General features: G+C 60.4%; 24 protein-coding genes and 2 pseudogenes. 10 read left to right on the top strand and 16 right to left on the bottom strand.

Annotated features, from left to right (window positions below; all coding sequences use genetic code 11):
- Window positions 1-200 precede the first annotated feature (200 nt).
- The 8 genes and pseudogenes from ACW9UQ_RS02040 to ACW9UQ_RS02005 form a co-directional block, all read right to left on the bottom strand.
- Window positions 201-515, bottom strand: a pseudogene (locus ACW9UQ_RS02040) (ankyrin repeat domain-containing protein); the annotation flags it as partial.
- Window positions 516-1,128: 613 nt separating this feature from the next.
- Window positions 1,129-2,028, bottom strand: a complete 900-nt coding sequence (trhO, locus tag ACW9UQ_RS02035) for an oxygen-dependent tRNA uridine(34) hydroxylase TrhO (RefSeq protein ID WP_458929325.1) — start codon at window positions 2,026-2,028, stop codon at window positions 1,129-1,131.
- Between the two features lie 96 nt (window positions 2,029-2,124).
- Complete coding sequence (locus ACW9UQ_RS02030) at window positions 2,125-3,012, bottom strand: DMT family transporter (RefSeq protein WP_458929324.1); 888 nt, start codon at window positions 3,010-3,012, stop codon at window positions 2,125-2,127.
- Window positions 3,013-3,228: 216 nt separating this feature from the next.
- On the bottom strand, window positions 3,229-3,954 hold the full coding sequence (locus ACW9UQ_RS02025) for a hypothetical protein (protein WP_458929323.1): 726 nt from the start codon (window positions 3,952-3,954) through the stop codon (window positions 3,229-3,231).
- Between the two features lie 328 nt (window positions 3,955-4,282).
- Window positions 4,283-6,076 (bottom strand): cation:proton antiporter, encoded by a 1,794-nt coding sequence (locus ACW9UQ_RS02020; RefSeq protein WP_458929322.1) that lies wholly within the window; start codon window positions 6,074-6,076, stop codon window positions 4,283-4,285.
- A 60-nt stretch (window positions 6,077-6,136) separates the two neighbouring features.
- Window positions 6,137-6,778: a YdcF family protein gene (locus ACW9UQ_RS02015; RefSeq protein WP_458929321.1), complete on the bottom strand. Its 642-nt coding sequence runs from the start codon at window positions 6,776-6,778 to the stop codon at window positions 6,137-6,139.
- Window positions 6,775-7,299, bottom strand: a complete 525-nt coding sequence (locus tag ACW9UQ_RS02010) for a hypothetical protein (RefSeq protein WP_458929320.1) — start codon at window positions 7,297-7,299, stop codon at window positions 6,775-6,777. Before ACW9UQ_RS02010 ends, ACW9UQ_RS02015 begins: the two co-directional genes overlap by 4 nt.
- On the bottom strand, window positions 7,296-8,867 hold the full coding sequence (locus ACW9UQ_RS02005) for an AMP-binding protein (RefSeq protein WP_458929326.1): 1,572 nt from the start codon (window positions 8,865-8,867) through the stop codon (window positions 7,296-7,298). Before ACW9UQ_RS02005 ends, ACW9UQ_RS02010 begins: the two co-directional genes overlap by 4 nt.
- Window positions 8,868-9,012: 145 nt before the next feature.
- On the opposite strand from ACW9UQ_RS02005, the gene moaA reads away from it, so the two are divergent.
- A complete protein-coding gene (moaA, locus tag ACW9UQ_RS02000) occupies window positions 9,013-10,026 on the top strand; it encodes a GTP 3',8-cyclase MoaA (RefSeq protein ID WP_458929319.1) in 1,014 nt (337 codons plus the stop codon).
- Window positions 10,027-10,045: 19 nt separating this feature from the next.
- Here the strand turns inward: moaA and ACW9UQ_RS01995 are convergent.
- Window positions 10,046-11,030: pseudogene (locus ACW9UQ_RS01995) on the bottom strand (calcium/sodium antiporter).
- Window positions 11,031-11,256: 226 nt separating this feature from the next.
- Between ACW9UQ_RS01995 and ACW9UQ_RS01990 the strand changes: the two are divergent.
- The 4 genes from ACW9UQ_RS01990 (at window position 11,257) to ACW9UQ_RS01975 (ending at window position 13,084) form a co-directional block, all read left to right on the top strand.
- On the top strand, window positions 11,257-11,502 hold the full coding sequence (locus ACW9UQ_RS01990; protein ID WP_458929318.1) for a hypothetical protein: 246 nt from the start codon (window positions 11,257-11,259) through the stop codon (window positions 11,500-11,502).
- Between the two features lie 163 nt (window positions 11,503-11,665).
- On the top strand, window positions 11,666-12,397 hold the full coding sequence (ccmC, locus tag ACW9UQ_RS01985) for a heme ABC transporter permease CcmC (protein ID WP_458929317.1): 732 nt from the start codon (window positions 11,666-11,668) through the stop codon (window positions 12,395-12,397).
- Window positions 12,397-12,546, top strand: a complete 150-nt coding sequence (gene ccmD, locus ACW9UQ_RS01980) for a heme exporter protein CcmD (protein ID WP_458929316.1) — start codon at window positions 12,397-12,399, stop codon at window positions 12,544-12,546. The genes ccmC and ccmD overlap by 1 nt, the downstream gene beginning before the upstream one ends.
- Window positions 12,539-13,084, top strand: a complete 546-nt coding sequence (locus ACW9UQ_RS01975) for a DsbE family thiol:disulfide interchange protein (RefSeq protein WP_458929315.1) — start codon at window positions 12,539-12,541, stop codon at window positions 13,082-13,084. The genes ccmD and ACW9UQ_RS01975 overlap by 8 nt, the downstream gene beginning before the upstream one ends.
- Window positions 13,085-13,221: 137 nt before the next feature.
- Here the strand turns inward: ACW9UQ_RS01975 and choV are convergent, their stop codons facing one another.
- From choV to ACW9UQ_RS01960, 3 genes are read right to left on the bottom strand one after another with little or no spacing between them, the layout of a single operon-like run.
- Window positions 13,222-14,250 carry a choline ABC transporter ATP-binding protein gene (gene choV / locus ACW9UQ_RS01970; RefSeq protein WP_458929314.1) on the bottom strand — a complete coding sequence of 343 codons (1,029 nt, stop codon included), beginning with the start codon at window positions 14,248-14,250 and terminating at the stop codon, window positions 13,222-13,224.
- On the bottom strand, window positions 14,247-15,077 hold the full coding sequence (gene choW / locus ACW9UQ_RS01965; RefSeq protein ID WP_458929313.1) for a choline ABC transporter permease subunit: 831 nt from the start codon (window positions 15,075-15,077) through the stop codon (window positions 14,247-14,249). Before choW ends, choV begins: the two co-directional genes overlap by 4 nt.
- 12 nt (window positions 15,078-15,089) lie before the next feature.
- The gene (locus ACW9UQ_RS01960; protein ID WP_458929312.1) at window positions 15,090-16,010 is read right to left on the bottom strand and encodes a choline ABC transporter substrate-binding protein; all 921 of its coding nucleotides are present in this window, start codon (window positions 16,008-16,010) and stop codon (window positions 15,090-15,092) included.
- Between the two features lie 107 nt (window positions 16,011-16,117).
- Between ACW9UQ_RS01960 and betA the strand changes: the two genes are divergently transcribed.
- Both betA and ACW9UQ_RS01950 read left to right on the top strand, forming a co-directional pair.
- Window positions 16,118-17,743, top strand: coding sequence for a choline dehydrogenase (gene betA / locus ACW9UQ_RS01955; RefSeq protein ID WP_458929311.1), 1,626 nt, complete (start codon window positions 16,118-16,120; stop codon window positions 17,741-17,743).
- The gene (locus ACW9UQ_RS01950) at window positions 17,740-18,714 is read left to right on the top strand and encodes a hypothetical protein (protein WP_458929310.1); all 975 of its coding nucleotides are present in this window, start codon (window positions 17,740-17,742) and stop codon (window positions 18,712-18,714) included. Before betA ends, ACW9UQ_RS01950 begins: the two co-directional genes overlap by 4 nt.
- Here ACW9UQ_RS01950 and ACW9UQ_RS01945 read toward each other — a convergent pair.
- The 3 genes from ACW9UQ_RS01945 to metF all read right to left on the bottom strand — a co-directional run bounded on the left by ACW9UQ_RS01945 (window position 18,711) and on the right by metF (window position 21,567).
- Complete coding sequence (locus ACW9UQ_RS01945; protein WP_458929309.1) at window positions 18,711-19,439, bottom strand: RlmE family RNA methyltransferase; 729 nt, start codon at window positions 19,437-19,439, stop codon at window positions 18,711-18,713. The two genes, ACW9UQ_RS01950 and ACW9UQ_RS01945, sit on opposite strands and share 4 nt — an antisense overlap.
- Window positions 19,432-20,571: a Ppx/GppA phosphatase family protein gene (locus ACW9UQ_RS01940; RefSeq protein ID WP_458929308.1), complete on the bottom strand. Its 1,140-nt coding sequence runs from the start codon at window positions 20,569-20,571 to the stop codon at window positions 19,432-19,434. The genes ACW9UQ_RS01945 and ACW9UQ_RS01940 overlap by 8 nt, the downstream gene beginning before the upstream one ends.
- A gap of 96 nt (window positions 20,572-20,667) precedes the next feature.
- Window positions 20,668-21,567 (bottom strand): methylenetetrahydrofolate reductase [NAD(P)H], encoded by a 900-nt coding sequence (gene metF, locus ACW9UQ_RS01935; RefSeq protein ID WP_458929307.1) that lies wholly within the window; start codon window positions 21,565-21,567, stop codon window positions 20,668-20,670.
- A 161-nt stretch (window positions 21,568-21,728) separates the two neighbouring features.
- Here metF and ACW9UQ_RS01930 point away from each other — a divergent pair, with 161 nt between their 5' ends.
- The 3 genes from ACW9UQ_RS01930 to ACW9UQ_RS01920 are packed head-to-tail and all read left to right on the top strand — an operon-like array spanning window position 21,729 to window position 25,035.
- Window positions 21,729-22,034, top strand: coding sequence for a virulence factor (locus ACW9UQ_RS01930; protein WP_458929306.1), 306 nt, complete (start codon window positions 21,729-21,731; stop codon window positions 22,032-22,034).
- A 25-nt stretch (window positions 22,035-22,059) separates the two neighbouring features.
- On the top strand, window positions 22,060-23,007 hold the full coding sequence (locus ACW9UQ_RS01925; protein ID WP_458929305.1) for a methyltetrahydrofolate cobalamin methyltransferase: 948 nt from the start codon (window positions 22,060-22,062) through the stop codon (window positions 23,005-23,007).
- Window positions 23,008-25,035, top strand: a complete 2,028-nt coding sequence (locus ACW9UQ_RS01920) for an ASKHA domain-containing protein (RefSeq protein ID WP_458929304.1) — start codon at window positions 23,008-23,010, stop codon at window positions 25,033-25,035.
- Window positions 25,036-25,067: 32 nt separating this feature from the next.
- Here the strand turns inward: ACW9UQ_RS01920 and ACW9UQ_RS01915 are convergent, their stop codons facing one another.
- Window positions 25,068-25,529, bottom strand: a complete 462-nt coding sequence (locus ACW9UQ_RS01915) for an Lrp/AsnC family transcriptional regulator (RefSeq protein ID WP_458929303.1) — start codon at window positions 25,527-25,529, stop codon at window positions 25,068-25,070.
- Between the last annotated feature and the right edge of the window lie 137 nt (window positions 25,530-25,666).

Genomic DNA, 25,666 nt, shown 5'->3' with positions numbered 1-25,666 from the left:
CAAACGACCACACAGTGCTCTGGGCTACCGCCCACCGGCCCCGGAGGCCATCGTTCCGATGGAACCTAGGCCAATCATGCACTAACATTCAAACTGGACCACTTGGGTGGGGCTGATCACTTGGCGGCTTGAAAATAACCTAATCTATATAGAATTTCCTGAGCTCTTTCCATGTCAAGTCCGATACTTGTATATTGAAGTCATTCAATAATTATACTTCGTATTATCTCGTCTTTGACGTTTTGATCGCAAAAGAAACGTGGCGATATTCCGGCAGAATTTACATGTTCCCGATCTGCGCCGTGTGAAGCAAATAAACGCAATAATTCATAACCAATAGGAATATTTACCACCTTTATCGACTCAATTAAAGCGGTCCAAAGAGGCTGATTTCCATACTTATTCTGAATAAATTGATCAGCACCTCGTTCTAAAAGAATACGGGTAGAAACGATGTCCATATTTGCCGCTGCTAAGTGAAGTGGAGTATTTCCATCTATATTTTCTGATCGATTTTCGCACCGCGATCCAGAAAGAAATCCGTCAGTCCCTTTCTTTTCGCAATGGACGGGAAAAGGACATTCTGTCCCTTAGCATCAGAAAAGTTGCAATCCATATCATCAAAAATTGAAACTATCTCGTCCGACTCGCAATACGCTACTTTCGTCAGCAATTCGTGATGGCTTAGGTTCATAGGATCAATCAGCCTTGTATTTGTGAAGCCATGTGTAATTTGATTCCTCTGATGAGACGGTCGCTCCATTCTATATAGGAGTTTTTGATAATACAAATGCCGGGAAATCAACTAAAATGAATTATTACATAATATTAAGGCCTTATCCCAATTCGCGACTGCGTGCAGCGACTACTGGGCTCTGCTTCCCGCGAAGGGCCGCGGTCCGGCGCATAAAGACGCCCCTGCCATTCTAAAGCGTTTCGGGATAAACCTGAGACAAAAGATTATCCTGAAACGCAGTGATAAGCCTATATGGTGTACGCGTTTCGATTTTATGTGATGTCTCAAGGCAAACTCGAAACGCTTTAGCGCAAGTTGCCTCGACAGGCCGGACATCTGCATCAAGCTGCGCAAAACCATAGGTCCCGTCGATCTACCTAAGCGGGATGTGATCACCCCATATGCTTCCGGCCCTGCGACGCGGCCAAAGCAATCTGCTTCTGCCGTTCGCGGAACCGGTGGCGGCGGTCATCGTCATGTTCATCCATGCACTGATGACAACTGACGCCTTCCTCATAGTCCGGGCGCTTCAGATCATCCGGGGTCAGCGGGCGGCGGCAGGCATAGCACAGCAGATGCTCGCCTTCTTCCAGCCCATGCCCAACCGACACACGCGCATCAAAGACAAAGCACTTGCCATGCCACAGGCTGTCTTCCTCGGGCACCTCTTCAAGATATTTAAGGATCCCACCCTTCAGATGGAACACCTCCGGCACGCCCTGGCCCTGCAGATAGTTCGAGGCTTTCTCGCAGCGGATCCCCCCGGTGCAGAACATCGCCACCCGCTTGTTATGAAAGCGGTCCTTGTTCTCCTGCCACCATTGCGGGAACTGGCGGAAACTGGCGGTATTCGGATCAACCGCGCCGTCAAAGCTGCCGATCGCCACCTCATAGTCATTGCGCGTGTCGATCACCACGACGTCATCCTGCCGGATCAACTCGTTCCAGTCGCCAGCCTCGACATAGGTGCCGACATCCGCCCGCGGGTCCACATCCGGCTGACCCATGGTCACGATCTCGCGCTTCAGCTTGACCTTCATCCGCAGGAACGGCTTGTCCGTCGCCGTGCTTTCCTTGTGCTCCAACCCGGCACAGCCCGGCAGGCCCCGCAAATGTGCCAGAACCGCATCAATCCCCGCGCGCGGCCCGGCAATCGTCCCGTTCACGCCTTCCCCCGCCAATAGCAAAGAGCCGACAACCCCCTCCTGCTCACACAGCGCCTGAAGCGGCCCGCGCAAAGCGGCCGGGTCCTCAAACGGGGTAAAATGATAAAGTGCTGCTACGATCCACATGCCGCTGAGATATCCCCGCGCGCCCAAATTGCCAAGGGGGCCGAATGGTCACGAGGGAAAGCAAAACGTCCTCCGGCAGGGCCACGCCCCACAAATTCAAACCGCACGCGCCTGCCGTTGATGAAGAAACAACGACCCGAAACCAGAGAACGCGATCAGCACAAGCCCGAGAAACGCGTAAATATCCGGCCAATCCCCAAACACAAAAAACCCCGCCAGAGTTGCCGAAAGCAGCTGGCTGTACACAAGCGGGGCGATCAGACTGGCCTCGGCCGATTTGTTTGCCAGCACCAAAAGAAAGTTGCCCACAGCCGACCCAAGCGCGCTTACAGCCGACCCAAGCGCGCTTAGTGCAATCAGCCCCAGAATGGGCAACTGAAAATCCGGCCACTCCACGCTCAACCCAAGCGGCGTCAAAAGAACCGAGCCGACAATCAACTGCGAGATCAGCAAAAACCTCGGCCGATACACACCCGCGACGGTGCGCGTCATCACCAGATACGCGCCGTAACACCCGCCAGCAGCCAGCGCGAACACCATCCCGACGGAGATACCAAAACCCGGCTTCACGACCAGCAGGACACCCGCAAAACCGACCGCCAGAAGTATGCTGCGGCTTTGCGATGGGGTCTCACCCAAAAACAGGATCGCCAGGATGTACGACACGATCGGGCCAACAAAGAACGCGCCAAACACATTGGCAATCGGTTCGGTGCGCAGGGCCGTCAAAATACAGCAGATCCCGCAGGCGATGAACATCCCGCGCACCAACACACGCCAGTCCCGCAAATCAGGAAGCTCACGAAATGACAAACCACTGAACGGCAACAGCACCAAAGCGGCCAACGCAAACCGTGTCCAGGCGATAAAGAACGGATCAACACCGCGCGCGGTCAAAAGCTTCCCCGCAGTGTCCCCCACAACAACGAATGAAACCGCCGCAAAGACGAGCCCCGCAAGTCGAAACAAATTTTTTGAATCCATCGGGAGGAGGTCTCTCAAGCAACGTCAATCGGCACGCAGCGCTAACACACTGACACCATCAAGGCACGCTCCAAACGGATTTTCAGCATGAAAATCTAACGGCAGCCTTACCCCCTTCGATCCTACCAGACCATGCGACAACGCAGTGTGTCCAGGTTGTGTCTGACGTCAGCACCAATGGGATCAGGCCGTTGACGCGCCGAGGTTCCAGTTCTTTTACCAGATTCCAGATACCATGGCATCGCTCACCTCGGTGACACGACCGTCTAGGAACTTGACTGCCTTGAAGAACTTATCGTCTTTGCCCCGCACGTTGGCGGCAACCTGGGTGAAAACAACCCATTTGGTTAATGCGCGTTCGTTCTTGCAGCCGTTTGTGTACTTGCTTTCGACACCAGGAGCCGGGGGATCACATACTTCGAACTCAACAATCGCGCGCCCGGTCGGCCTATAGGTGTCATTCAGACCCGAAAGAACCTCGCTGGCTTTTTCCAGATAGTATTCGGGGGTCTCATGTTCGGCCAAAGCTGGTTGAGCAGCCCAAAAGGCAGGGACGTCTTGGCCTTCGTCAATGTCCCGGTCTAAACTCGTTTTACCATCTTCTGATACATTGATCTTATAGGTGATTTCGCCCCCACGAAGTTTCACCTGCCAGTTATTTCCGCGCGAAGAAAACCTGACCTTCATCGACTCGATGCGAAGAGTTTCGGGATCGGGCACTTTGTCTAGGCCGACAGCAACGCTTAGGGCTTGCTCCGTCGTCGTGACTTCTTGAGCAACAACACCAGAAGATGCGATCGCCATGAAGGCGAAACATGTGATTGTCATTCGTTTGAGCATAGGTTTTCCAATTCGATGAGTTGAAATGCGCCACTTGAACTGGACCTCATCTGTTGTGCCCAATTGGAGATTTCTTCTGGCCGCATCAACAGACAGCCGCACGCTCCCATACCGCCTCCATTTGCGATTGCTATGGATAGCGATGTGGGACACGCACCAGCCATCGGCGCCAGAAGGATGGGAAGTCGCAGGGCATAGGCCTCACAAAATGCTGCCGCACGTTTCAGGGAAGTGGATGGCATGGCAGGTTCCTTTGCTGATTGGCTCAATCACACGGTTCTACCAGAACATTTATCAGAGCTCTCCGTTCCCCAACAGCGGACATTGGCGCAATCACAACAAACAGCAGCATTCTCCCAAAAGCCGAAATGCAAGATAGGTAAGTGACTAAGGGTAACACCCCTTGCCTCCGCCGGGCGGGGCCGCCTGGTTAGGCGTCGGGTTGGGGTTGGCGGCCAGGGCCGAAGGACAGGATGGTGTCGCCGGGTTGGATTTCGGGCAGGTCGTCTTCGCGGACAAAGAGGATGGTGCCGGATTTGCGGATCAGGGCCCAGATGCCGGCCTCGGGGCGGTCGGTGCGGAAGGCACTTAGATCGTATTCCTCGGTGATGCCGGTGGCGGCGAAGCGCCAGCCTTCGGCGCGCTTGTCCAAGATATCTTCGTGGTTGCGACCAGAGCCGAGTTTGCGCCCGCCTAAGGTGACGGGGACGCCGCGTTCGTCCTCTCCCTCGCGGTGGCGGCCGATCTGGAAGACGTTGCTGCGGCCGAATTCCGGGGCGAAATCGGTGCAGACCAGCGTGTTATAGGCGTCGTTATCGGTCGCGGCGATCAGGGTGCCGTAGCGGTTGAGGTCGAGGGTGTGTTCGGCGGCTTCGGAGAGGATCTCGCCGTGGAAGACGTTCAGCCCGGCCTGTTTAGCGGGGCGCAGGCGGAACCAGTTGCGGTCGGCGATCAGGACCGGAAGACCGGCCTCTTTCAGGCGCTCGCCCATCTCGGTCGAAAAGCGGGAGCCGCCGATCATCAGCACACCGGGCGGTTCCTTGGAGGTCAGGCCCCACCACCGGGCCAGCGGAGCCAGAGAAAAGCCGTGGATGACCACTGTGGCGGCCACCAGCACAAAGGCCAGCGGGGCGAGTTGTGCGCCATCTTCGACCCCCAGTTCGCTGAGCCGGGTGCCGAACAGGCCTGCCACGGCCACTGCCACCACGCCGCGCGGGCCGATCCAGGCGATGATGCCCCTTTCGGCCCAGCTGAGATCGGTGCCGATCTGCGACAGAAGTACCGCGCCGGGGCGGGCGACGAAGATGATCAGCAGGACGAACAGCACCGCGCGCCAGTCAAGCTGTGCCAGCAGTTCCACATCCAGGGAGGCGGCGAGCAGGATGAAGACGCCTGAGACCAGAATGATGGTGATATGTTCCTTGAAGCGTTTGAGTTCCTCAAGCGAGGGCAGATGTGCGTTGGCGATGACGATGCCCATGATGGTCACAGCCAGAAGGCCGCTTTCATGCAGCACATTATCGGTAGAGGCATAGACGGCCAGAACAGCGCCGAACAGCACCGGGACTTTCATATATTCCGGCACCCAGCCGTTTTTGAAGCTGGCAGCGATCAGTTTGCCCCCGGCATAGCCTGCGATGCTGGCCACGGTGATGCCGATGATCAGGTGTTTGGCGGCCTCGGCCAATGTGCTTGCGCCATAGATGGCGGTGATGACTTCAAAGGCCAGAACGGCGGCCAATGCGCCGACGGGATCGTTGACGATAGATTCCCAGCGCAGGATCGAGGCGGGGCGTGGGGCAAGGCGGGCCTGACGCAGCAGCGGGGTGATCACGGTGGGGCCGGTGACGATCAGGATACCGCCGAAGATGACAGCGCTTTCCCAGCTGAGGCCTGCGCCGTAATGGGCGGCCAGCGTGGACAGCAGCCAGGCCAGCGGTGCGCCGAGAAACACCATGCGTTTGACGGCAGGGCCAACGCCGCGCAGTTCGGCAAAGTTCAGGGTCAGGCCGCCTTCGAACAGGATGACAGCGACGGCGACAGAGACGATGGGGCGCAACAGATCGCCGAATTCTGCCGTTGGATTGATCAGGCCGGTGGCGGGCCCTGCCAGAATGCCTGCGGCCAGCATCAGGACGATGGCAGGCATACGCAAACGCCAGGCCAGCCATTGCGAGCCGATGCCCAGCACGCCGATCAGCGCGAAAACGACGGTAGGTTCCATGAGATGCCCCCTTGCTTTACCAGCCTCTTAGCCGATCCCGGCGGTGGGGCAAAGTCTGAGTTATCGCAGCCAGTTCATCCGGGTGCCGTCATCCACCCCCAGCCAGCCGCCGATATGCCAGACCGGAACGCGCGCAAGGTTGGCCCCCCAGGCAACAACCTCGCGCAGGACCATATAGGACGGCAGGCCGGAGGAAGAGCGGAACGCGGTGGGTGCGCGGGTGCCGACAACCCGGATCCCGACCCAGCGCATGGTGGCGAGCGCCCGCAGCATATGGAAGCCATCGGTGACCAGCACGACCGAGGTGATCCCGGCATCCTCAATCAAGGGTTTTGACATCAGCGCGTTTTGCAGGGTCGACAGGGAATAGGTTTCCGATATCAGCGCCTGAGGCGGGACACCAAGCGCGATTGCCCGCTTGGCCATGCGTCCACCAGCAGAGGGGCCTTCGGGGCGCAGCCGCCCGCCGGTCATGACGATTTTTGGTGCTGCGCCCTGGTGATAGAGTTTCACTGCCGTTTCAACGCGGGCCAGGGTTGAGGCATGCAACCGGCCATCCGCATCCATTCCGGCCCCAAGGACCATGATTGCATCGGCCTTCGGCGCTGGTCCGCTTTGCGATGCAAACCAGAGGGCGCTGCCACTGATCAGGGCGAGCATGGCCACGAATGCAGTGACAAGCCCTATAAAAATACGCTTCATGTCGCCCACCTGCTGACGGGGTGAAAGGTTTCGATGGCTGCAATCAGCGCCTCGATATCCGGTTTGTCGCCGCGTTTGCGTGCACCTTCGACATCCACCGACAGACGGGTCGGGTCCTTTAGCGGCACCCGGGCATAGGGCCGCAGGTCACCGCCGGACAGGTGCAGGATGGCCCGGCGCAGCCCGTGTTCCGGCCCCTCTGCGACGGGGCGGGTTTCAAGGGCGATGCTGTCCAGATGATGCCAGGGGATCGCGCTGTGCATGGCCAGCCCGTGCTGCAGGCCGTCCGGGCCGATCGTGGCAAAGCCCAGCCGCTGGGCGCGGCGGGACAGAAAGATCAGCAAGGCCACCGGCAGGACCGAGATCAGCCATACCGCAGGCACCATTGCGCTTGGCACATAGGCTTGCCCGGGGCCGAAACTGACCATGTAGCACAGCGCCAGCGCACAAAGCCCCACCAGCCCGGTCAGCCCCCAGGCCCCGCTGCTGCGCAGGCGAAAGGTCTGGGTCGGATGGCTCATATCAGGTCTTTCAACGCGCGGCGCATGATCTTGCCTGTGGCGGTCATTGGCAGGGCGTCGATCTGTTCGACCTCTCGCGGGGCCAGATGTGGGGACAGGCGGTCGCGCACCCGCTGGATCAGGGCCTGTGCATCCATTGAAGCCCCGTGGCGCAGGACGACAAAGGCCTTGATCGCCTCCGTCCGGACCGGGTCGGGCACGCCGATCACACCGGCCATGGTTACATCGGGGTGGCCGGTCAGGCATTCCTCAATCTCTGTCGGGCCAACACGGTAGCCCGATGAGGTGATGACATCATCGCTGCGCGAGGCGAAATGATAATAGCCGTCTTCGTCCATATGGCCCTCATCGCCGGTGCGCATCCAATCACCGATGAACTTTTCAGCCGTCTTTTCCTGTTGGTTCCAGTAGCGCAGGAACATCACCGGGTCGGGGCGGCGCACGGCAATCTCGCCGGTCTGGCCGGGGGCCAGCAGGTTGCCCTCGTTGTCGATCACGGCCAGCTCATGCCCGGGCACCGGTTTGCCGGTAGAGCCGGGGCGCACATCCAGAACGCTGTGCGAGTTGGTCAGGATGATGTTGCATTCGGTCTGGCCGTAAAACTCGTTGATGGTCGTGCCAAGATGGGTGCGGCCCCAGTCCAGCAGGTCAGCGCCCAACGCTTCCCCGCCCGAGGCGACCGAGCGCAGGTTCGCTGCATGTTTGGGGGTCCCGCCTTGGCGCATCAGTTTCAGCGCCGTGGGCGGCAGGAAGGTGTTGCGCACGCCCAGATGGTCCATCAGCCACCAGGCATGATCGGGATCGAATTTTGCCATGCGATGCGCAATCAGCGGCACGCCGTAATAAAGGGCGGGCAGCATCACATTGGTCAGCCCCCCCATCCAGGCCCAATCGGCCGGCGTCCACAGGCAATCACCCTTTTGCGGCAGGAAGTTGTGATGCAGTTCCACGCCGGGCAGATGCCCCAGCAAGACCCGATGCCCGTGCAACGCGCCCTTTGGCGGGCCGGTTGTGCCGGAGGTGTAGGACAAAAAGGCCGGATCGTCGGGGCTGGTGTCCGCGGTACGGCAGTGATCCGAGGCATCGGCCAGCATGTCCCAGAACCCATGCGCGCCCTGCCCCGGCCCGTCGATGGAAAACACATCGCTGAGGTCCGGCAGCCCTTCCCGGATGGCCTGCACCTTGGGCAGATTGGCCAGATCGGTCACCACCGCCCTGGCCCCGCTATCGGCCAGCCGATATTGCAGCCCGTCCTCTCCAAATAGGGTAAAAAGCGGTACGACAATCGCGCCCAGCTTATAGGCAGCCAGATGCGTCAAAACGGTTTCGGGCACCTGCGGCAGAAGCACCGCAACCCGGTCCCCGCGCGCAACCCCATGGGCCTGCAATACATTGGCGAACTGGCTGGCCGCGCGCGACAGTTGGGCATAGGAATAATCCTGCGTCTGTCCATCCGCATGCAGATAGGTCAGCGCCCGCCGATCCGGTGCGGTTTGCGCCCAGCGATCCACGGTGACGCCTGCGATATTGAACTGCGCCGGGCGCGGCCATTTCAAGGCCGCGCGCATCGCCTGCCAGTCGGTTGGTTGCGTGATCAATCGGTCCGTCAATCTCACCTGCCTTTCGCCGCGAACCATAGCTTTGGAAATCGGGCGGGTCTATCGCTTGCCGACCCGGAGTTTACTCCCTAGATTAGCCGGGATGGGAGAAGCCATGACCGCCATACCCGACCTTGTCGACCCGTTTCACCGCGCCATCACCTACCTTCGGGTTTCGGTGACGGATCGCTGCGATTTCCGCTGCGTCTACTGCATGTCCGAAAACATGACCTTTCTGCCCAAGAAAGAGCTGCTGACGCTGGAGGATCTGGACCGGCTGTGCACCCGCTTTGTCGAGATGGGCGTGCGCAAGCTGCGCATCACCGGTGGCGAGCCTTTGGTGCGCAAGGGGATCATGGAATATTTTCAGGCCATGTCGCGACATCTGGCCAGCGGCAAGCTGGATGAGCTGACGCTGACCACCAATGCCTCGCAACTCCGACGGTTTGCCGGGCCTTTGGCCGATTGCGGGGTGAGGCGGGTCAATGTCTCGCTTGATACGCTGGATGAGCAGAAGTTCAAGGATATCACCCGCTGGGGCCGCTTTGCGCAGGTGATGGACGGCGTTGATGCGGCGGTCGAGGCCGGAATGAAGGTCAAAATCAATGCGGTGGCGCTGAAGGGCACCAATGACGACGAAACGTTGAAGATGGTGGAATGGTGCGGCGCGCGCGGCTTCGACCTGACCTTTATTGAGGTCATGCCGATGGGCGAGGATATGGGCGACGGGCTGCGGCTGGATCAGTACTGGTCGCTGAAGGATGTGCGCGCGCATCTGGAAAGCGCCTACACCCTGTCGGACCTTGCGCTGAATACCGGTGGTCCCGCCCGCTATGTGCGGGTGGAGGAAACCGGTGGGCGCGTCGGATTTATCACGCCGCTAAGCCATAATTTCTGCGAAAACTGCAACCGCGTGCGTCTGACCTGCACGGGGCAGCTGTATATGTGTCTTGGCCAGGAGGATGAGGCGGACCTGCGCGGCGCGCTGCGGGCCTCGGACGACAATGCGGGCCTGGACAGCGCCATCCGCGCCGCCATCGCCCGCAAGCCCAAAGGCCACGATTTCGACTATTCCCGCCAGAACGTCGCTGGCCAGATGACCCGGCATATGAGCCATACGGGCGGGTGACCGCTGCTCTTTTTACGGATCACGGCCAGAGCGCATAAAGATAGACACAGTAGCCGCCGATCAGGACGGCCCCTTCCGACCGGGCGATCCGCAAACCTGTCCAGGCAAATGCCACGAACACCACCGACACAGCGACAAGGACCAGATTGTCGAAGCTTACGATTTCTTCAGGAACCACCCCAGGGGCGATCAGGGCGGTGACGCCGCCGATACCCAAAAGATTATAGATGTTTGAGCCGACAATGTTGCCGAAAGCGACATCGCCCTGTTTTTTTCAGACCAGCGACAATTGATGTTACAAGCTCCGGCATTGAGGTGCCGACGGCGACTATGGTCAATCCGATAACTGTCTCGGACACGCCAAATCCAAGCGCCAGCGCCACCGCACCATCGACAAGAAAACGCCCTCCAAGGATGATAAGGACAAGGCCTATTAAGGCGGTGATGACGACAATCGTCAGGGATCCCCCGGCAAGTTTCTTGGGGTGAAGGGCGGGATCGGCTTCCTGCAACGCGGTGCTTTTCTCGACCACCGCGCCGTGACCGGATGGGGCTGCTGACTTTTCCTGAAGAAAGGCGGAATAGACATAGGCGACAAGGGCAGCGACAAACAATAGCCCGACCATCCTGCCTAGTGGCATCATCGAAGCTAAGAGCGCAAAAACAATTGCACATGCGATCATTATGCCCCCGTCCCGGCGGAGCGCTACAGACTTGATCGTGATCGGAGAAAGGATGGCCGTGATACCTGCAATCAGAAGGATGTTGGCGATGTTGGAGCCGACGATATTACCATAAGCGATCCCTGGTGAGCCTGCCAAGGCCGCCTGAACAGATGTCACCAGCTCTGGTGTCGATGTTCCAAACCCGACCAGGGTCAGCCCAATGACAAGCGGTGAAACGCCAAGACCGGCGGCAACCTGGACGGCCCCGCGCACAAGCATCTCGCCACCCACAATCAGAAGAATGAACCCGCCCAGCAACGGAACCCAAATTTCGAGCATCCTGCGCCCTTTCCACAAGCAACCTGGCGGCTTTTGACGACCCACCTGCGACCATCGCACGGTGTGGTGGAGTTGCGGATTCTACCAACTAAAAACAAGACACCGAAGACCCGCAAAAAAATATTTTATCCCGCCTTCAAGGGGCTTGAAACTGTCGTAGAGCGCACCGATTTACGCATGGCTTGAGAAGATTGTCTTCCCATAGCATTCCATAGGAGAACAAAAAATGCGTCGTATAACAGTTGGTGCCATCCTGGTTGCTCTGTTCGCGGCTCCCGCTTTGGCCGTCACAGTTTCGGAAATGGATTCCGACAATGACAGCATGATTTCTTTCGACGAAATGTCCGCGTTCTACCCCGATCTCACAGATGAGACTTTCAGCGTGATCGATACAAACGACGACAATCTGATTGATGAAACTGAGCTTGCTGTCGCGCTTGACAGCGGCGTGATCGAGGAACCTGCGGAATAGTCAACCGCAGCAGGCTCCTTTCCGATTTTGGAGGGTCGGGAAGGAGCCATGCATTGCCAGGATGAATGGCATTTTAATATGTTACCTCAAAATTGCGTCACATGCATCTACAGCGCGTCAACACCGATTGCAGTATGGCGCGGCGCAGGCTACCTAAGGCGTCATGTCACTTTGGAGATATGCAAACCCTGTTGAGTTCATGCGCCTGTCAGGGCATGTGTTGCCGATCGTTTGGGTGATGACCGCACTAACACTGACAACCGGCCTGATTTGGGGGTTCTTTTTCACCCCGCCTGACAGCGAGATGGGCGCGACAGTCAAAATCATCTTTCTGCACGTTCCCACCGCGACCATGGCAGTCAATGCCTGGGCAATGATGCTGGTGACATCGCTGATCTGGTTTATCCGGCGGCATCACGTCTCGGCGCTGGCTGCGCGCGCAGCGGCCCCTGTGGGTGCCGTGATGACGGTTATTGCACTGATCACCGGGGCGATCTGGGGGCAGCCGACATGGAATACCTGGTGGGAGTGGGATCCGCGACTGACCTCATTCCTGATCCTGTTCCTGTTTTACCTCGGCTATATGGCGCTTTGGGAAGCGGTTGAGGATAGCGAGAAAGCCGCAGACCTCACAGCGATCACCTGCATGGTCGGCTCGGTCTTTGCCCTGCTGTCGCGCTATGCGGTGCTGTTCTGGAATCAGGGGCTGCATCAGGATGCGTCGATGTCTTTGGACAAGGAAACACATATTGCAAATGTGTATTATTTCCCGCTTGTGATCTCTTTGATGGGGATGATGCTGTTGTTTCTGGCCCTTGTGCTGCTGCGCACCCGCACAGAGATCCGGGCCAAACGTATCGAAGCGTTGGCGGCTAGGGCCGCACAGAGGTCGTGATGGTTGATCTGGGTAAACACTCTGTTGAGATACTCGCCTCTTATGGTGCAAGCCTTGCGATGTTGGGTGGGCTGGTCTGGATAAGCCTGCGGCGCGCCCGAAAGATGTGCGCGGAACTGGCCCGGATGGAAGCAGAGCGCGATGGCTGAACGCCGCTTCAACTGGCTTTTGCTGCTGCCTCCACTGGTCTTTCTGGGACTGGGGGCGGCCTTTATTCTCGGGCTGGGCCGGGACAACCCGAACGAGTTGCCCTCGCAACTGGTCGGACGCACCCCCCCTGCCCTGCCAGCAACGCCATTGGGCAATCGGCCCGAGCCCGCCGCGGCACCTTATGCTGGATCGGAGGTCACGCTGGTCAACTTCTGGGCCAGCTGGTGCGGACCGTGCCGGATCGAGCATCCGGTTCTGACCCGGCTGGCCGCAAATGGCATGACCGTGATCGGCATCAACTACAAAGATGATCCGGCGAACGCGGAACGGTTTCTGGCCGAACTGGGTGATCCTTACGTCACGGTGCTGAGTGACCGAAACGGGCGGAGCGGTCTGGACTGGGGCGTGTATGGCGTCCCGGAAACTTATCTGATCGACCGCAATGGCAAAGTCCTGCTGCGCTTTCCGGGCCCCGTGACGCAACAAATCTTTGACACCCGTTTTAAACCCCTGATCGACGCTGCGCGCCAAAACTGAGCGCCCGACACCCCTGCCGGGGGCGGATATTTATGGAACAATGAAGGGGATGCGCGGGGTCTCCCCTTCATTGTTCTTCAAATATCCCCGCCGGAGGCATGGCCCGTAAGGGCCATTTGGAAAGCGCGGTATTTGCGTCAGCTATTGCCGCGCGACAGGGCGGCAAGCACGTCTTCTGCTGAGATTATGCCCATGAACTTGTTGTTTTTTGCGCGCACAGCAAGGCGGTCTCCGTTGCTGAGTTGGGGCATCAGGTCGCGCAGCGGGGTTTCGGCGGGAACGGTGGTTGCGCATCCGCTTTGGTCTCCGTCAGGGCGGGCGGCGTCTGCGGCGCGCAGGACGGCGAGCGGGTTCATGTGGGCGACGAAATCGGCGACATAGGTGTTTGCGGGCGCGCGGATGATCTCGGCGGGGGTGCCGCATTGCACGATGCGGCCGCCTTCCATGATAGCGATGCGGTTGCCGAGTTTGAAGGCTTCGTCGAGGTCATGGCTGACAAAGATGATCGTCCGGCCCAGACGGTTTTGCAGGTCCAGCAGATCGTCCTGCAATTTGGTGCGGATCAGCGGGTCGAGGGCTGAAAAGGGTTCGTCCATCAGCAGGATCGGGGCGTCGGTGGCGAAGGCTCGTGCCAAGCCGACGCGTTGCTGCATTCCGCCAGACAATTCGTCATAGCGGCAGTGGCCCCAGCCGCTGAGGCCGACAAGATCCAGCTGTGCCTCGGCCCGCTTCAGTCTTTCCGCTTTGGGCATGCCTGACAGCTCCAGACCAAGCGCGATATTGTCGAGCACATTGCGCCAGGGCAGCAGGCCGAATTGCTGGAACACCATGGAAATTGTCTGGCCCCGCAGGCGTCGCAGGGTTTTGGCATCGGCCTGTGTCACATCGACCATGTCACCACCCGCCATGACGGAAACACTACCCCGGACCACCGGGTTCAGGCCGTTGACCGCCCTCAGCAATGTCGATTTTCCCGATCCCGACAGGCCCATGAGCACCAGAATCTCACCGGCCTCGACCGTCAGGGAGCAATTATGCACACCCAGTACCTGACCGGTGGCGTCACGGACCGCCTCGCGGTCCTGGCCCTGATCCATCAGTGGCAGGGCCTGTTCGGGCGCGTTGCCGAAGATGATGGAGACAGCATCGAAGATCACCGCGCTCATGTCCGGCCCCGCAGCATGCGGTCCAGCATGATGGCGACGACGACGATGACGAAGCCGCTTTCAAAGCCCAGGGACGTGTTGACCGAATTCAGCGCACGCACCACCGGCACGCCCAGCCCGTCGGCGCCGACAAGTGCTGCGATCACCACCATCGACAGGGACAGCATGATGGTTTGGTTCAGGCCCGCCATAATCTGAGGGCGGGCATAGGGGAGTTCTACTTTCCAGAGCTTCTGACGCGGGGTTGCGCCGAAGGCCTCGGCCGCTTCCAGCAGCGCCTGAGGGGTAGAGGAGACCCCCAGATGCGTCAGGCGGATCGGCGCAGGCAGCACGAAGATCGCCGTAGCAATCAGGCCGGGCACCATGCCAAGGCCAAAAAGGATAATGGCCGGGATCAGATAGACGAAGGCGGGCAGCGTTTGCATCAGGTCAAGAATGGGTTGCATCATCGCATAGACCCGGGGGCGGTGCGCCGCCCAGATGCCGATGGGCACGCCGATCCCCATACATAGGATACAGGCGCAGATCACCAGGGTCAGGCTTTCGGTGGTTTCCTCCCAATAGCCCTGATTGATGATGAAAAGCGCGCCGAGCACGACCATGACCACCGGCAGCACACGGCGCTGCAGCCCCCAGGCCAGCACCGCAAGGGCCGCGATGACGATCAGCGGGTGCGGTGTTTGCAACACCCACAAGATCGCATCAATCACCCATTCGAAGCCTGCGGCAAGGCCATCAAACAGCCATGAAAAATGCAGCTGAAGCCAGTCGAACCCGGCTTCAGCCCATTTACCAACAGGGATTTTTTGGTCTTCGAGCCACTCCACCAGTCAGGGGTCTCAGAGGCCGAGGCGCGCCTTAACCGCAGCCATCCCGTCGCCGCCATCCATGGTGGTCACATTCTTCAGCCAGCCATCCAGCACGCCGGGATTGGCCTTGAGCCAGGCCGTGGCGGCCTCATCCGGGTCGGTGCCGTCATTCAGGATCGCGCCCATGATCTCGTTTTCCATCGCCAGGGTAAATTCGAGATTGTTCAGCAATGTGCCGACATTTGCGCATTCGACGGCAAAGCCCGCGCGAGTATTGGTATAGACGGTTGCGCCACCCAGATCGGGGCCGAAATAGTCATCCCCGCCGGTCAGATAGGACATCTCGTAATTGGCATTCATCGGATGCGGCTCCCAGCCCAGGAACACGATCGGCTCGCCGCGTTTGGAGGCGCGGTCGACCTGCGCCAGCATGCCCTGTTCGGAGCTTTCGACAACCTCGAAGCCGGACAGGCCGAACGCGTCCGCCTCGATCATATCCATGATCAGGCGATTGCCATCATTGCCCGGCTCAATGCCGTAGATTTTGCCATCAAGGGCCTCGCTTTGGGCGGCGATATCCGCGAAATCGGCGATGCCGAGATCGGCAGCGGCCTTGTTCACGGCCAGTGTATATTTTGCGCCCTGAAGATTGGCCCGCACGGTATCAACGGTGCCTTCGTCGCGGTAGGGGGCGATGTCGGCCTCCATCGTTGGCATCCAGTTGCCCAGGAAAACGTCGATATCACCGGTCTTCATCGACGCATAGGTGATGGGCACAGACAGCACCTTGACGTCAACATCATAGCCCAGGGCCTCCAGCACGGTCTTGGTTGCCGCCGTGGTGGCGGTGATGTCGGTCCAGCCCACATCGGAAAACGTCACCTCCTCACACGCGGCGAAACAGGTTGCGGCTGTCAGTGACAGGGCCAGTGTGGCGGTGGTGCGAAACATTCTATTCTCTCCCGGATGGATTTTCCTGCGCCAATGGGGCACAGAGATTCTCTGACCAGAGTATGGCTGAGTGTCATGGAAATGCCAAAGAGGTTTCGGGACCAGGTATGAGTATCGCGGATTATGTCATTGTCGGATCGGGATCGGCGGGTGCCGCATTGGCCTATCGGCTGGGCGAGGCCGGGCATTCGGCGATCGTGATCGAGGCAGGCGGCAGCGATGCGGGGCCGTTTATTCAGATGCCCGGTGCCTTATCCTATCCGATGAATATGGCGCGCTATGACTGGGGCTATCAGACCGAGCCGGAGCCGCATCTGGACGGGCGGCGCATGGCCTGTCCGCGGGGCAAGGTGATTGGGGGGACATCCTCGATCAACGGGATGGTCTATGTGCGCGGGGCGGCGGCGGATTTTGACCACTGGGCGCAAAGCGGAGCAAGCGGTTGGGGGGCGGCGGATGTGCTGCCCTATTTCCAGCGGATGGAGCATTGGCATGGCGGGCAAAGCGCGGTGCGCGGAACGGACGGGCCGCTGCACATCACACGGGGTGTGTCTGCCCCGTTGCCCGATGCGTTCATCGCTGCCGGGCAGCAGGCCGGTTATCCGCATACCGAGGATTACAATGGCGTCGATCAGGAGGGCGTTGCGGTTTTTGAGCGAACCGTCTGGAAGGGGCGGCGCTGGTCGACGGCCAATGCCTATCTGAAGCCTGCCTTGCGCCGGTTCAACCTGCGCCTTGTGCGGGGCTTGGCCCGCAAAATTATCTTTAGCGGGACGCGGGCCACCGGGGTCGAGGTGGCGATGCGCGGCAAGGTGCAGGTTGTCAAGGCACGACGCGAGGTGATCGTTGCAGCCTCGGCCTTTAATTCGCCCAAGCTTTTGATGTTGTCCGGGATCGGACCCGCCGCACATCTGGCGCGTCATCATATTCCGCTGGTCGCGGATCGTCCCGGTGTCGGGCAAAATCTGCAGGATCATCTGGAGCTTTATGTGCAGCAGGCCTGTACCCAGCCGATCACGCTTTATAAGCATTGGAACCTGATCGGCAAAGCGATGGCCGGGGCGCAATGGCTGTTGACGCGCAGCGGGCTGGGGGCGTCGAACCAGTTTGATGCCTGCGCTTTCCTGCGCAGCGCCCCGGATGTGCCTTATCCCGATATCCAGATGCATTTCCTGCCCTTCGCGGTGCGGTATGACGGCAAGGCCGTGGCAGAGGGGCACGGGTTTCAGGCGCATGTCGGGCCGATGCGGTCCGCCTCGCGCGGCTCTGTCGCTTTGCGTTCGACCGACCCGGCGGAGGCCCCGGAAATCCGGTTCAACTATATGAGCACCCCGCAGGACTGGATCGATTTTCGTCGGGGCATCCGCATGGTGCGCGAGATCTTTGCGCAGCCTGCCTTTGCCCCATATCGCGGGGCGGAGATTCTGCCCGGTGCGGCCGAGCAGAGCGATGAGGCGCTGGATGCGGTGATCCGCGCGCATGCGGAAAGCGCGTATCACCCCTGCGGCACCTGCCGGATGGGGGCGGCCAGTGACGCGATGGCGGTGGTCGACCCGGACTGCCGGGTGATCGGGGTTGAGGGATTGCGGGTTGCTGACAGCTCGATCTTTCCCAGGGTGACCAATGGCAATATCAATGCGCCCTCGATCATGGTCGGAGAGAAAGCGGCTGATCATATTCTGGGCCGACGACTGCCTTCGTTTGATCCCAGGGGCGATGAGGATACGGCTTGACCACAGCACCGGTCCTGCATCTGCATCTTGGCGCGCATAAAACTGCGACCTCCTTTATGCAGAAATGGCTGAGTGCAAATGACCTGCCCTTGCGCGAGGCGGGTGTCTGGCTCGAGACGCCAAAGACGATCCGGCAAAACTTCAAGGACCCGATGGCTTTTGGGCTGCCGCTTAAAAATCCGGAGCCTGCGCTTGCGGCGTCCCGTGAGCAGGCGCGGGTCTGGCTGAAAGATTTGATGCAGGGTGCCGAAGCAGAGGGGATGCATACCGTGCTGCTGTCGGACGAAACCCTCCTCTCGGCCGCCGGGCGGGCATTGGGAAAGGGGCGGCTTGATCTTTATATCGAGAAGTACCTGACCTTGCTGGGCAGCGCGGTTGAGGGGCAATCACTGCGTCTGTTCCTTGCGATCCGTGATCCCGGTGCCTGGGCCAGTTCGCTGTTGGCTGATTTGGCGGCCTCCCCACGTGGCGACGGCGATCTGGACCTGAGTGCGATCCGCGCGGTTTGGCTGCAGAACCGTCCAAGCTGGATGCCGGTGATCCGGGGGATCCGCAGCGCCTTTCCCGACGCGCCGCTGACCGTCTGGCGCTATGAGGATTTCGAGGCGCTGCAGCCGACGGTCATGCGCCAGCTTTGCAATAACGTACCGCTTCCCATCGACCCGCCGGAGGCGGTGGTTCGTGCGGCGCTGCCCGGCGAGGCCATCGAAAAGCTGCTGGCGATCCGGAACAGCAAAAGCGGGAAGGAGCGGGTTCGTGCGATCCGCGCGGTCCGAGCACGTTTCGCGGATCAGGGGGGCAAGTCGCGGTACTCGCTTTGGACGCCTGAGGAAGCGGCGCAGTTTACGGATGATTACGAGCGGGAGGTTGCCCGGATCGCAACGCTTTCAGGCGTTACTTTTTTGCGGCCACCGGGACAGCCAACACCCGGGCGGTTGCGGGATGTTATGCGCTGGCGACCCTGGCGCTAGACGTTATCCTTCGGGTCCTGCGGTTTTTTGAACCCAAGCGCCACGACGAATTTTTCAGAGCTGTCGGCACGGCTGGCAGGCGGTTTGACATGGGTGACCTTGGTGAAGCCGTGTTTCAGGCGCGCGACAAGATCCGCCTCGGCCCCGCCGGCCAAGACTTTGGCGACAAAGGTGCCGCCGGGAGAGAGCACATCCTCGGCCATTTCAATCGCGGCCTCGACCAGCGCCATGATGCGCAGATGGTCGGTCTGTTTGTGGCCGGAGGACGCCGCTGCCATATCAGAGATCACGACATCTGCCGGACCGCCCAGCCAGTCGCGGATGCGGTCATCCGCGCCTTCCTCAAGAAAGTCCAGCACATGCAGGTCCGCGCCGGGGATCGGCTCCATCTCTTGCAGGTCGATGCCCAGAACGGTGCCGCGCGCCTTGCCAGATTTTTCCCCCAGCGCATTGACGCGTTTGACGGCGATCTGGCTCCAGCCACCGGGGGCTGCTCCCAGATCAACCACACGCGCGCCGGGCACGAGGAACCGGAACTTGTCGTCAAGCTCGGCAATCTTATAGGCGGCGCGGCCGCGATAGCCTTCGGCCTTGGCGCGGCGCACATACGGGTCGTTCAACTGGCGTTCCAGCCAGAGGGTGGAACTGAGCTTGCGGCCCTTGGCGGTCTTGACCCGCACCCGCAAGTCCCGCTGTCCGCGTCCTGATCCGCGCCGTTCAGCCATCTGTTCCCTCCGGATGCAGCACGCCCTGGGCGTTCATCATTGAATAAAGGATCCCCTCGCGCAGGCCGCGATCCGCGACCCCCAGGCGATCTGTCGGCCAGAGCCGCAGCAAGGTTTGCAGGATGGCGGCACCTGACATGATCATTTCGGCCCGGTCGCGTCCGATGGCCGGATCACGGTGCCGCCCGTCCGCCCCCTGCCCCATAAGACGCGAGATCACCGCATCAATCTGCGCCTCGGTCAGGGTGATGCCATCGACCTTGCGCCGGTCATAGCGCTTTAGGCCCAGATGGGCGGCGGCAATGGTTGTGACCGTGCCCGAGGTGCCGATCATCTGAAATCCGTTCACACCGTCGAGCACGTTCAAATCCATATAGGGCTGGAATTTCGCCAGTTGTTCTTCGAAGAACCAGGACATCAGGGCGAAGCGGCCCGGTTCATCCTCAACATCGTTGAAGCGTTCATGCAGCGTAGCGACGCCAAGCGGCACAGAAATGAAGTCGACGATTTTGGCCCGCGCGCCGCGCCGGGGGCGGTGGTCCTTGTCAGGGCGCATGGACAGTTGCATCACGGCTTCGGCGCGCTTTTTCGGTTCGATGTCCGACACGTCGATCCAGACCAGTTCGGTCGAGCCGCCGCCAATGTCGAAAACCATAACATGATCGGCGGATTTATGGACCAGAGAGGCGCAGGAAATCACCGCAAGGCGGGCCTCTTCCTCGGGGGGGATAAGCTCCAGCTCCAGTCCGGTGCGCTTCTCGACCTGCTCCAGAAAAGAGCGACCGTTGCGCGCGCGTCTGCAAGCCTCGGTCGCGACAAGGCGGGAATGGTGGACATTCAGCTTTTTCAGCTTGCCCGCACAGACCTGCAGCGCACGAATGGTGCGTTCCACCGACGAGCGGCTGAGCCCGCCGGTGCGTTCAAGATCAAACCCAAGACGCACCGACTTGGCAAATGCGTCAACAATCCTGAAATGCGCGCCATCAGGGCGCGCAATCAACATACGGCACGAATTCGTGCCCAGATCGAGAGCGGCGAACAAATCGCCCCCCGCCTGCGCAGAGCCACCGCTCCTGCGCTTGGCGGAGCGGGTGGATATGTTCTGCGCAGGAAACGCGTCGTCCTGCGCCATTGTCTACCAAACCTTGGCCCCGTCCTTGATGACGGGGTACTTGGCACAAAGGCTACATCGGCGATGGTGGCGTGGCAAGCCAACACCGACAGTCCTTTAGGCGATGCTGCCCCCGGCAGTCGCGGCTAAGGGTGCGATGGCATATCCCAAGGCGCGAGCGATGTTATAAGTCAGGTCAGGCTTGTTCAGGGTGAAGAAATGCAGGTGGTTCACGCCTTCGCGCAGCAGCCAGTCGCATTGTTCTGTGGCAATGGAGGTGGCCAGCAGGGTGTTATCCTCGTCCGATTGCACATTGCCAAAGGCGTTGCGCATCCAATCCGGCACGGTTGCGCCGCAGCCTTCGGCGAATTTGGCGGCTTTCTCGAAATTTTCGATCGGGAAGATGCCGGGATGGATCGGGGCGGTGATGCCCGCCGCTGCCGCGCGGTCGCGGAACCGAAGGAAGGTTTCGGTCTGGAAGAAGAATTGCGTCAATGCCTCATCCGCACCCGCGTCCAGTTTGCGCTTCAGCGCGTCGATATCGGCATCCGCACTGGTCGCCTCCGGATGGGTTTCGGGATAGGCCGCGACGGTGGTTTTCAGGCCCAGATCGGACAGGCCGCGCACCAGTTCCTCAGCCCCGGTGAAGCCGTCGGGATGGGCGACAAACTTGCCCGTGCCCTTGGGCGGGTCGCCGCGCAGGGCAACGATGCGCTGCACGCCGGTTGCGGCATAATCCTTGGCGACCGCCAGCGTTTCCTCGCGGCTGGCGCCGACACAGGTCAGATGCGCCACCACCGGCAGATGCGCCCGGTCCTGAATGGTGCGGATCGCCGCATGGGTGCGGTCGCGGGTCGTGCCCCCTGCCCCGTAGGTCACCGACACAAAGCGCGGCGACAAAGGTGCCAGCCGTTCAACAGAGCGCCACAGACGCAAGGTTGCTTCGGTCGATTGCGGGGGGAAGAATTCAAATGAGAGTGTCGCGGATGAAGCATCCGCTGGGTTTGTATCAGTCATAGCGTCGGTTCCTACCGTCAAAGCATTTCGCTGGCGCTAAGAATATACCAAAACGGCCCGCCAGCAAACTGCAATTGTGGATAATCCTACCGATCTTAGGTTGCAGCGCCGGGGCCAGCGTGGCATTTGCGGTGTCCAACCCCTTGCGGACAGGACAGGATATGCCCCTCGTTACCATCGTTTTCTGGCGCGATATTCCGGCGCAGGTCATCGTCGGCACCGGACGCCGTGCGTTGAAACGCCCTTTGGCGGAGCGGTTTGAGCAAAGCATCGACCGGGCGGCGATGAAGTCTGGCGCCGCAGGCACTGACGCCTATCTGGAAGAGTGGCGCAAAGGCGATCCGTTCGAGGTCGAGGGTGACGCGCAGGATGTCGCAAATGCCGAAGCGGCCCGGCTTGAGGCAGAATACGACACTGACAGGATCAAGCAGCTGATCGAAAACCATGGCTGGGCTGAACAGCCCTGACCGCGCCCTAGACAAGGATATTTAGATGACCCGCACGATCGTTGAATCCAAATCAAGCACACTGACCATCGGCTTTGACGAGCCGTTTTGCGTGATCGGTGAGCGGATCAACCCCACCGGGCGCAAGATCCTGGCCGAACAGCTGGAGGTCGGGGATTTCTCGACCGTTGAGGGGGACGCGCTGGAGCAGGTGAAATGCGGGGCGAGCATGCTCGACATCAATTCGGGTGCGGTGTTCAAGAACAAGATGGCCGAAGACCCGCGCTATGCCGACAACAATTTTGTCGAGCCGCCCCTGATGCGCCAGTTGATCGAAACCGTGCAGGAGCTGGTCGATGTGCCGCTATGCATCGACAGTTCCGTGCCCGAGGCACTGGAAGCCGGGCTTGAGGTTGCCAAGGGCCGGCCGCTGCTGAACTCCGTCACTGGGGAAGAAGAGCGGATGGAGCGGGTTCTGCCGCTGGTCAAGAAGTACAACGTGCCTGTGGTGGCGATTTCCAATGATGACACGGGTATTTCCGAGGACCCGGACGTCCGCTTCGCCGTGGCCAAGAAGATTGTGGAGCGTGCCGCGGATTTCGGTATCCCGGCGCATGACATCGTGGTTGATCCGCTGGTCATGCCGATCGGGGCGATGGCGACCGCTGGTTTGCAGGTGTTCACCCTAGTCCGGCGGCTGCGCGATGAGTTGGGGGTGAATACGACCTGCGGGGCGTCCAACGTTTCATTCGGGTTGCCGAACCGGCACGGCATCAACGCGACCTTCCTGCCGATGGCGATTGCCTCGGGCATGACCTCGGCCATTATGAACCCGGTACGTCCACAAGAGATGGAGGCGATCCGCGCCGCTAACCTGTTGATGAACAACGACCCTCATGGCGGTGCCTGGATTGCGGCCAACAAACCGGCGGGTGATGCCGCAGGCGGGGCCGGGGCCGGACGGCGCGAGGGTCGCAGGCGGCGGCGCGGCTGAATGGCGGACGACCATCTTGTCATCTTTCAGCCCTCGGGCAAGCGGGGGCGATTTGCCAGCGGCACGCCGGTTCTGACCGCCGCGCGGCAGCTGGGCGTTGATCTGGACAGCGTTTGCGGCGGGCGGGGCATCTGTTCGAAATGCCAGATTGCGCCCGCCTTTGGGCAGTTTGACAAGCTGGGCGTCACCTCTGCCCCCAAGGCCCTGTCGGAATGGAATGCTGTTGAGCAGCGCTATCAGGACAAGCGCGGCCTGATCGAAGGGCGGCGGCTGGGCTGTCAGGCGACCATTCAGGGCGATCTGGTGATTGATGTTCCGCCCGAAAGCCAGCTGCACCGGCAGGTGGTCCGCAAACGGGCGGAGGCCCGCGATATCACGCTGGACCCTGCGACGCGCCTTTATTTCATCGAGGTGGCCGAGCCGGATATGCACGAACCCTCGGGCGATCTGGAACGGGTTTGCGCCGCGCTGGCCGCGCAATGGCAGATTGAGGGGGCGACCGCAGGCCTGCCGGTTCTGGCGGACCTTCAGGGCGCACTGCGCAAGGGCAACTGGACGGTGACCTGCGCGGTGCATATCGACGGGCCGCAGCCGGAGATTTTGCAGGTCTGGCCCGGGTTCTATGAGGGCGCGCTTTATGGTCTGGCCATCGACCTTGGGTCGACCACCATTGCGGCGCATTTATGCGATCTGGCAACGGGGGAGGTCATCGCCTCGTCCGGTCTGATGAACCCGCAGATCCGCTTTGGCGAAGATCTGATGAGCCGTGTGTCCTATGTGATGCAGAACCCCGGCGGGCATGTCGAGATGACTGAGGCCGTGCAGAGGTCCATCGACACGCTGGCGCATAATCTGGCGTCAGAGGCCGGGATTGACCCTGCCATGGTGATGGAGGCGGTGCTGGTCGGCAACCCGATCATGCACCATCTGTTTCTGGGCTTTGATCCGACGGAGCTGGGGCAAGCGCCGTTTGCGCTGGTCACCTCTGAGGCCGTGACGATGCGCGCGGCTGAGGCTGGCCTGAACCTGCATCACCGTGCCCGGCTTTATATCCTGCCTTGTATCGCAGGCCATGTCGGCGCTGATGCGGCGGCGGTTGCCCTGTCCGAGGCACCGCATCTGTCGGACGATCTGGTGCTGATCGCGGATGTCGGCACCAATGCCGAGATTCTGCTGGGCAATCGGGACAGGGTGCTGGCCTGTTCCTCTCCCACCGGGCCAGCGTTTGAGGGCGCGCAGATCCGCTCCGGCCAGCGTGCCGCCCCTGGCGCGATTGAGCGGGTGCGGATTGATCCGGGCACAAAAGAGCCGCGCTTTCAGGTTATCGGCTGTGATCTGTGGTCCGACGATGCAGGCTTTGCCGAGGCGATCAAAAGCACCGGCGTGACCGGCATTTGCGGGTCCGGTATTATCGAAGCGGTGGCCGAGATGCGGCAGGCCGGGCTGATCAGCGATGACGGACGGATCGGATCGGCCGAGCAGACCGGCACGGCGCGGTGTCAGCCTGAGGGGCGGGTGAACAATTATCTGCTGCATGACGGCACGGCCGAGGATGGCCCGCGGATTGAGGTGACACAACAGGATATCCGCGAGATACAGCTGGCCAAATCCGCGCTTTATGCCGGAGCGCGGCTGTTGCTGGACCAGTTCGAGGTTGATGCCCCGGACCGGATCATCCTGGCCGGGGCCTTCGGGGCCCATATCTCGCCGCTGCACGCGCTGATCCTTGGCATGATCCCTGATTGCGAGCCGGAGAAGGTCACCTCGGCCGGGAATGCGGCCGGCACCGGCGCGCGCATCGCCCTGATGAACCGCGCGTCCCGGCGCGAGATCGAGGCGCTGGTCCGCCGCATCCACAAGATCGAAACCGCCATCGAGCCGCGCTTTCAGGAACATTTCGTCGAGGCCAGCCACATCCCCCACATGACCGCGCCCTTCCCCCACCTGCGCGCCGTCACCCCCCTACCCCCGGTCAGTTTTAACACCGGCGAGACCCCGCGCCGCCGTGGCCGCCGCACGCGGCAGTGAGCCCCGGGCACAGGTGCGATCCCTGCCCGGTCTTAATCGCCTACCGGCAGCACGCCGGACATTTTCATCTGTCGCAGGACGAAGATTGTCGTTGTTCTGCTGACGACCCCAAGCCTGAGCAAACGATGCGTGATGAAGTTTTCCAGCGCTTCAGGATCGCGTGCCGTGACTTTCAGGATGAAGTCAAAGTCGCCGGTGATCGACGCGCATTCCAGCACATTTTCACTGTTTTCAACAAAGCCCTGAAAGGTGCTGATCGAGGCCTCGCTGTAATCAATCAGCGAGACCTGAATATGTGCCAGCGCGGTCAGTCCAAGTTTTTTGCCGTCAAGGATGGCGGCGTATCGGGTGATAAAGCCGTCCTCCTCAAGCCGTTTGACGCGGCGCCAGCAGGGCGATGGGGATAAGCCGACCGCCTCGGAAATTTCTTGCGTGCTGGCACGGCCATTGCGCTGTAGCAGCGTGAGAATGAGCTTTTCGAACTTATCGAGCATAAATTCACCTAAAAACCCTTAAAACCAGCATAAGCTTGTCGCTTAAATATCGGTACTCAACCTGATTGGAAAGAATTTTTCCCACATCCCAGCCTAATCTACCCAGACTGATTGCGACCCGAGCAAAGGCGCAATCG

The organism is Halovulum sp. GXIMD14793 (genome assembly GCF_054457435.1).
The sequence above is the reverse complement of the archived record's forward strand: the minus strand, read 5'-3'. Positions and strand labels throughout refer to the sequence as shown.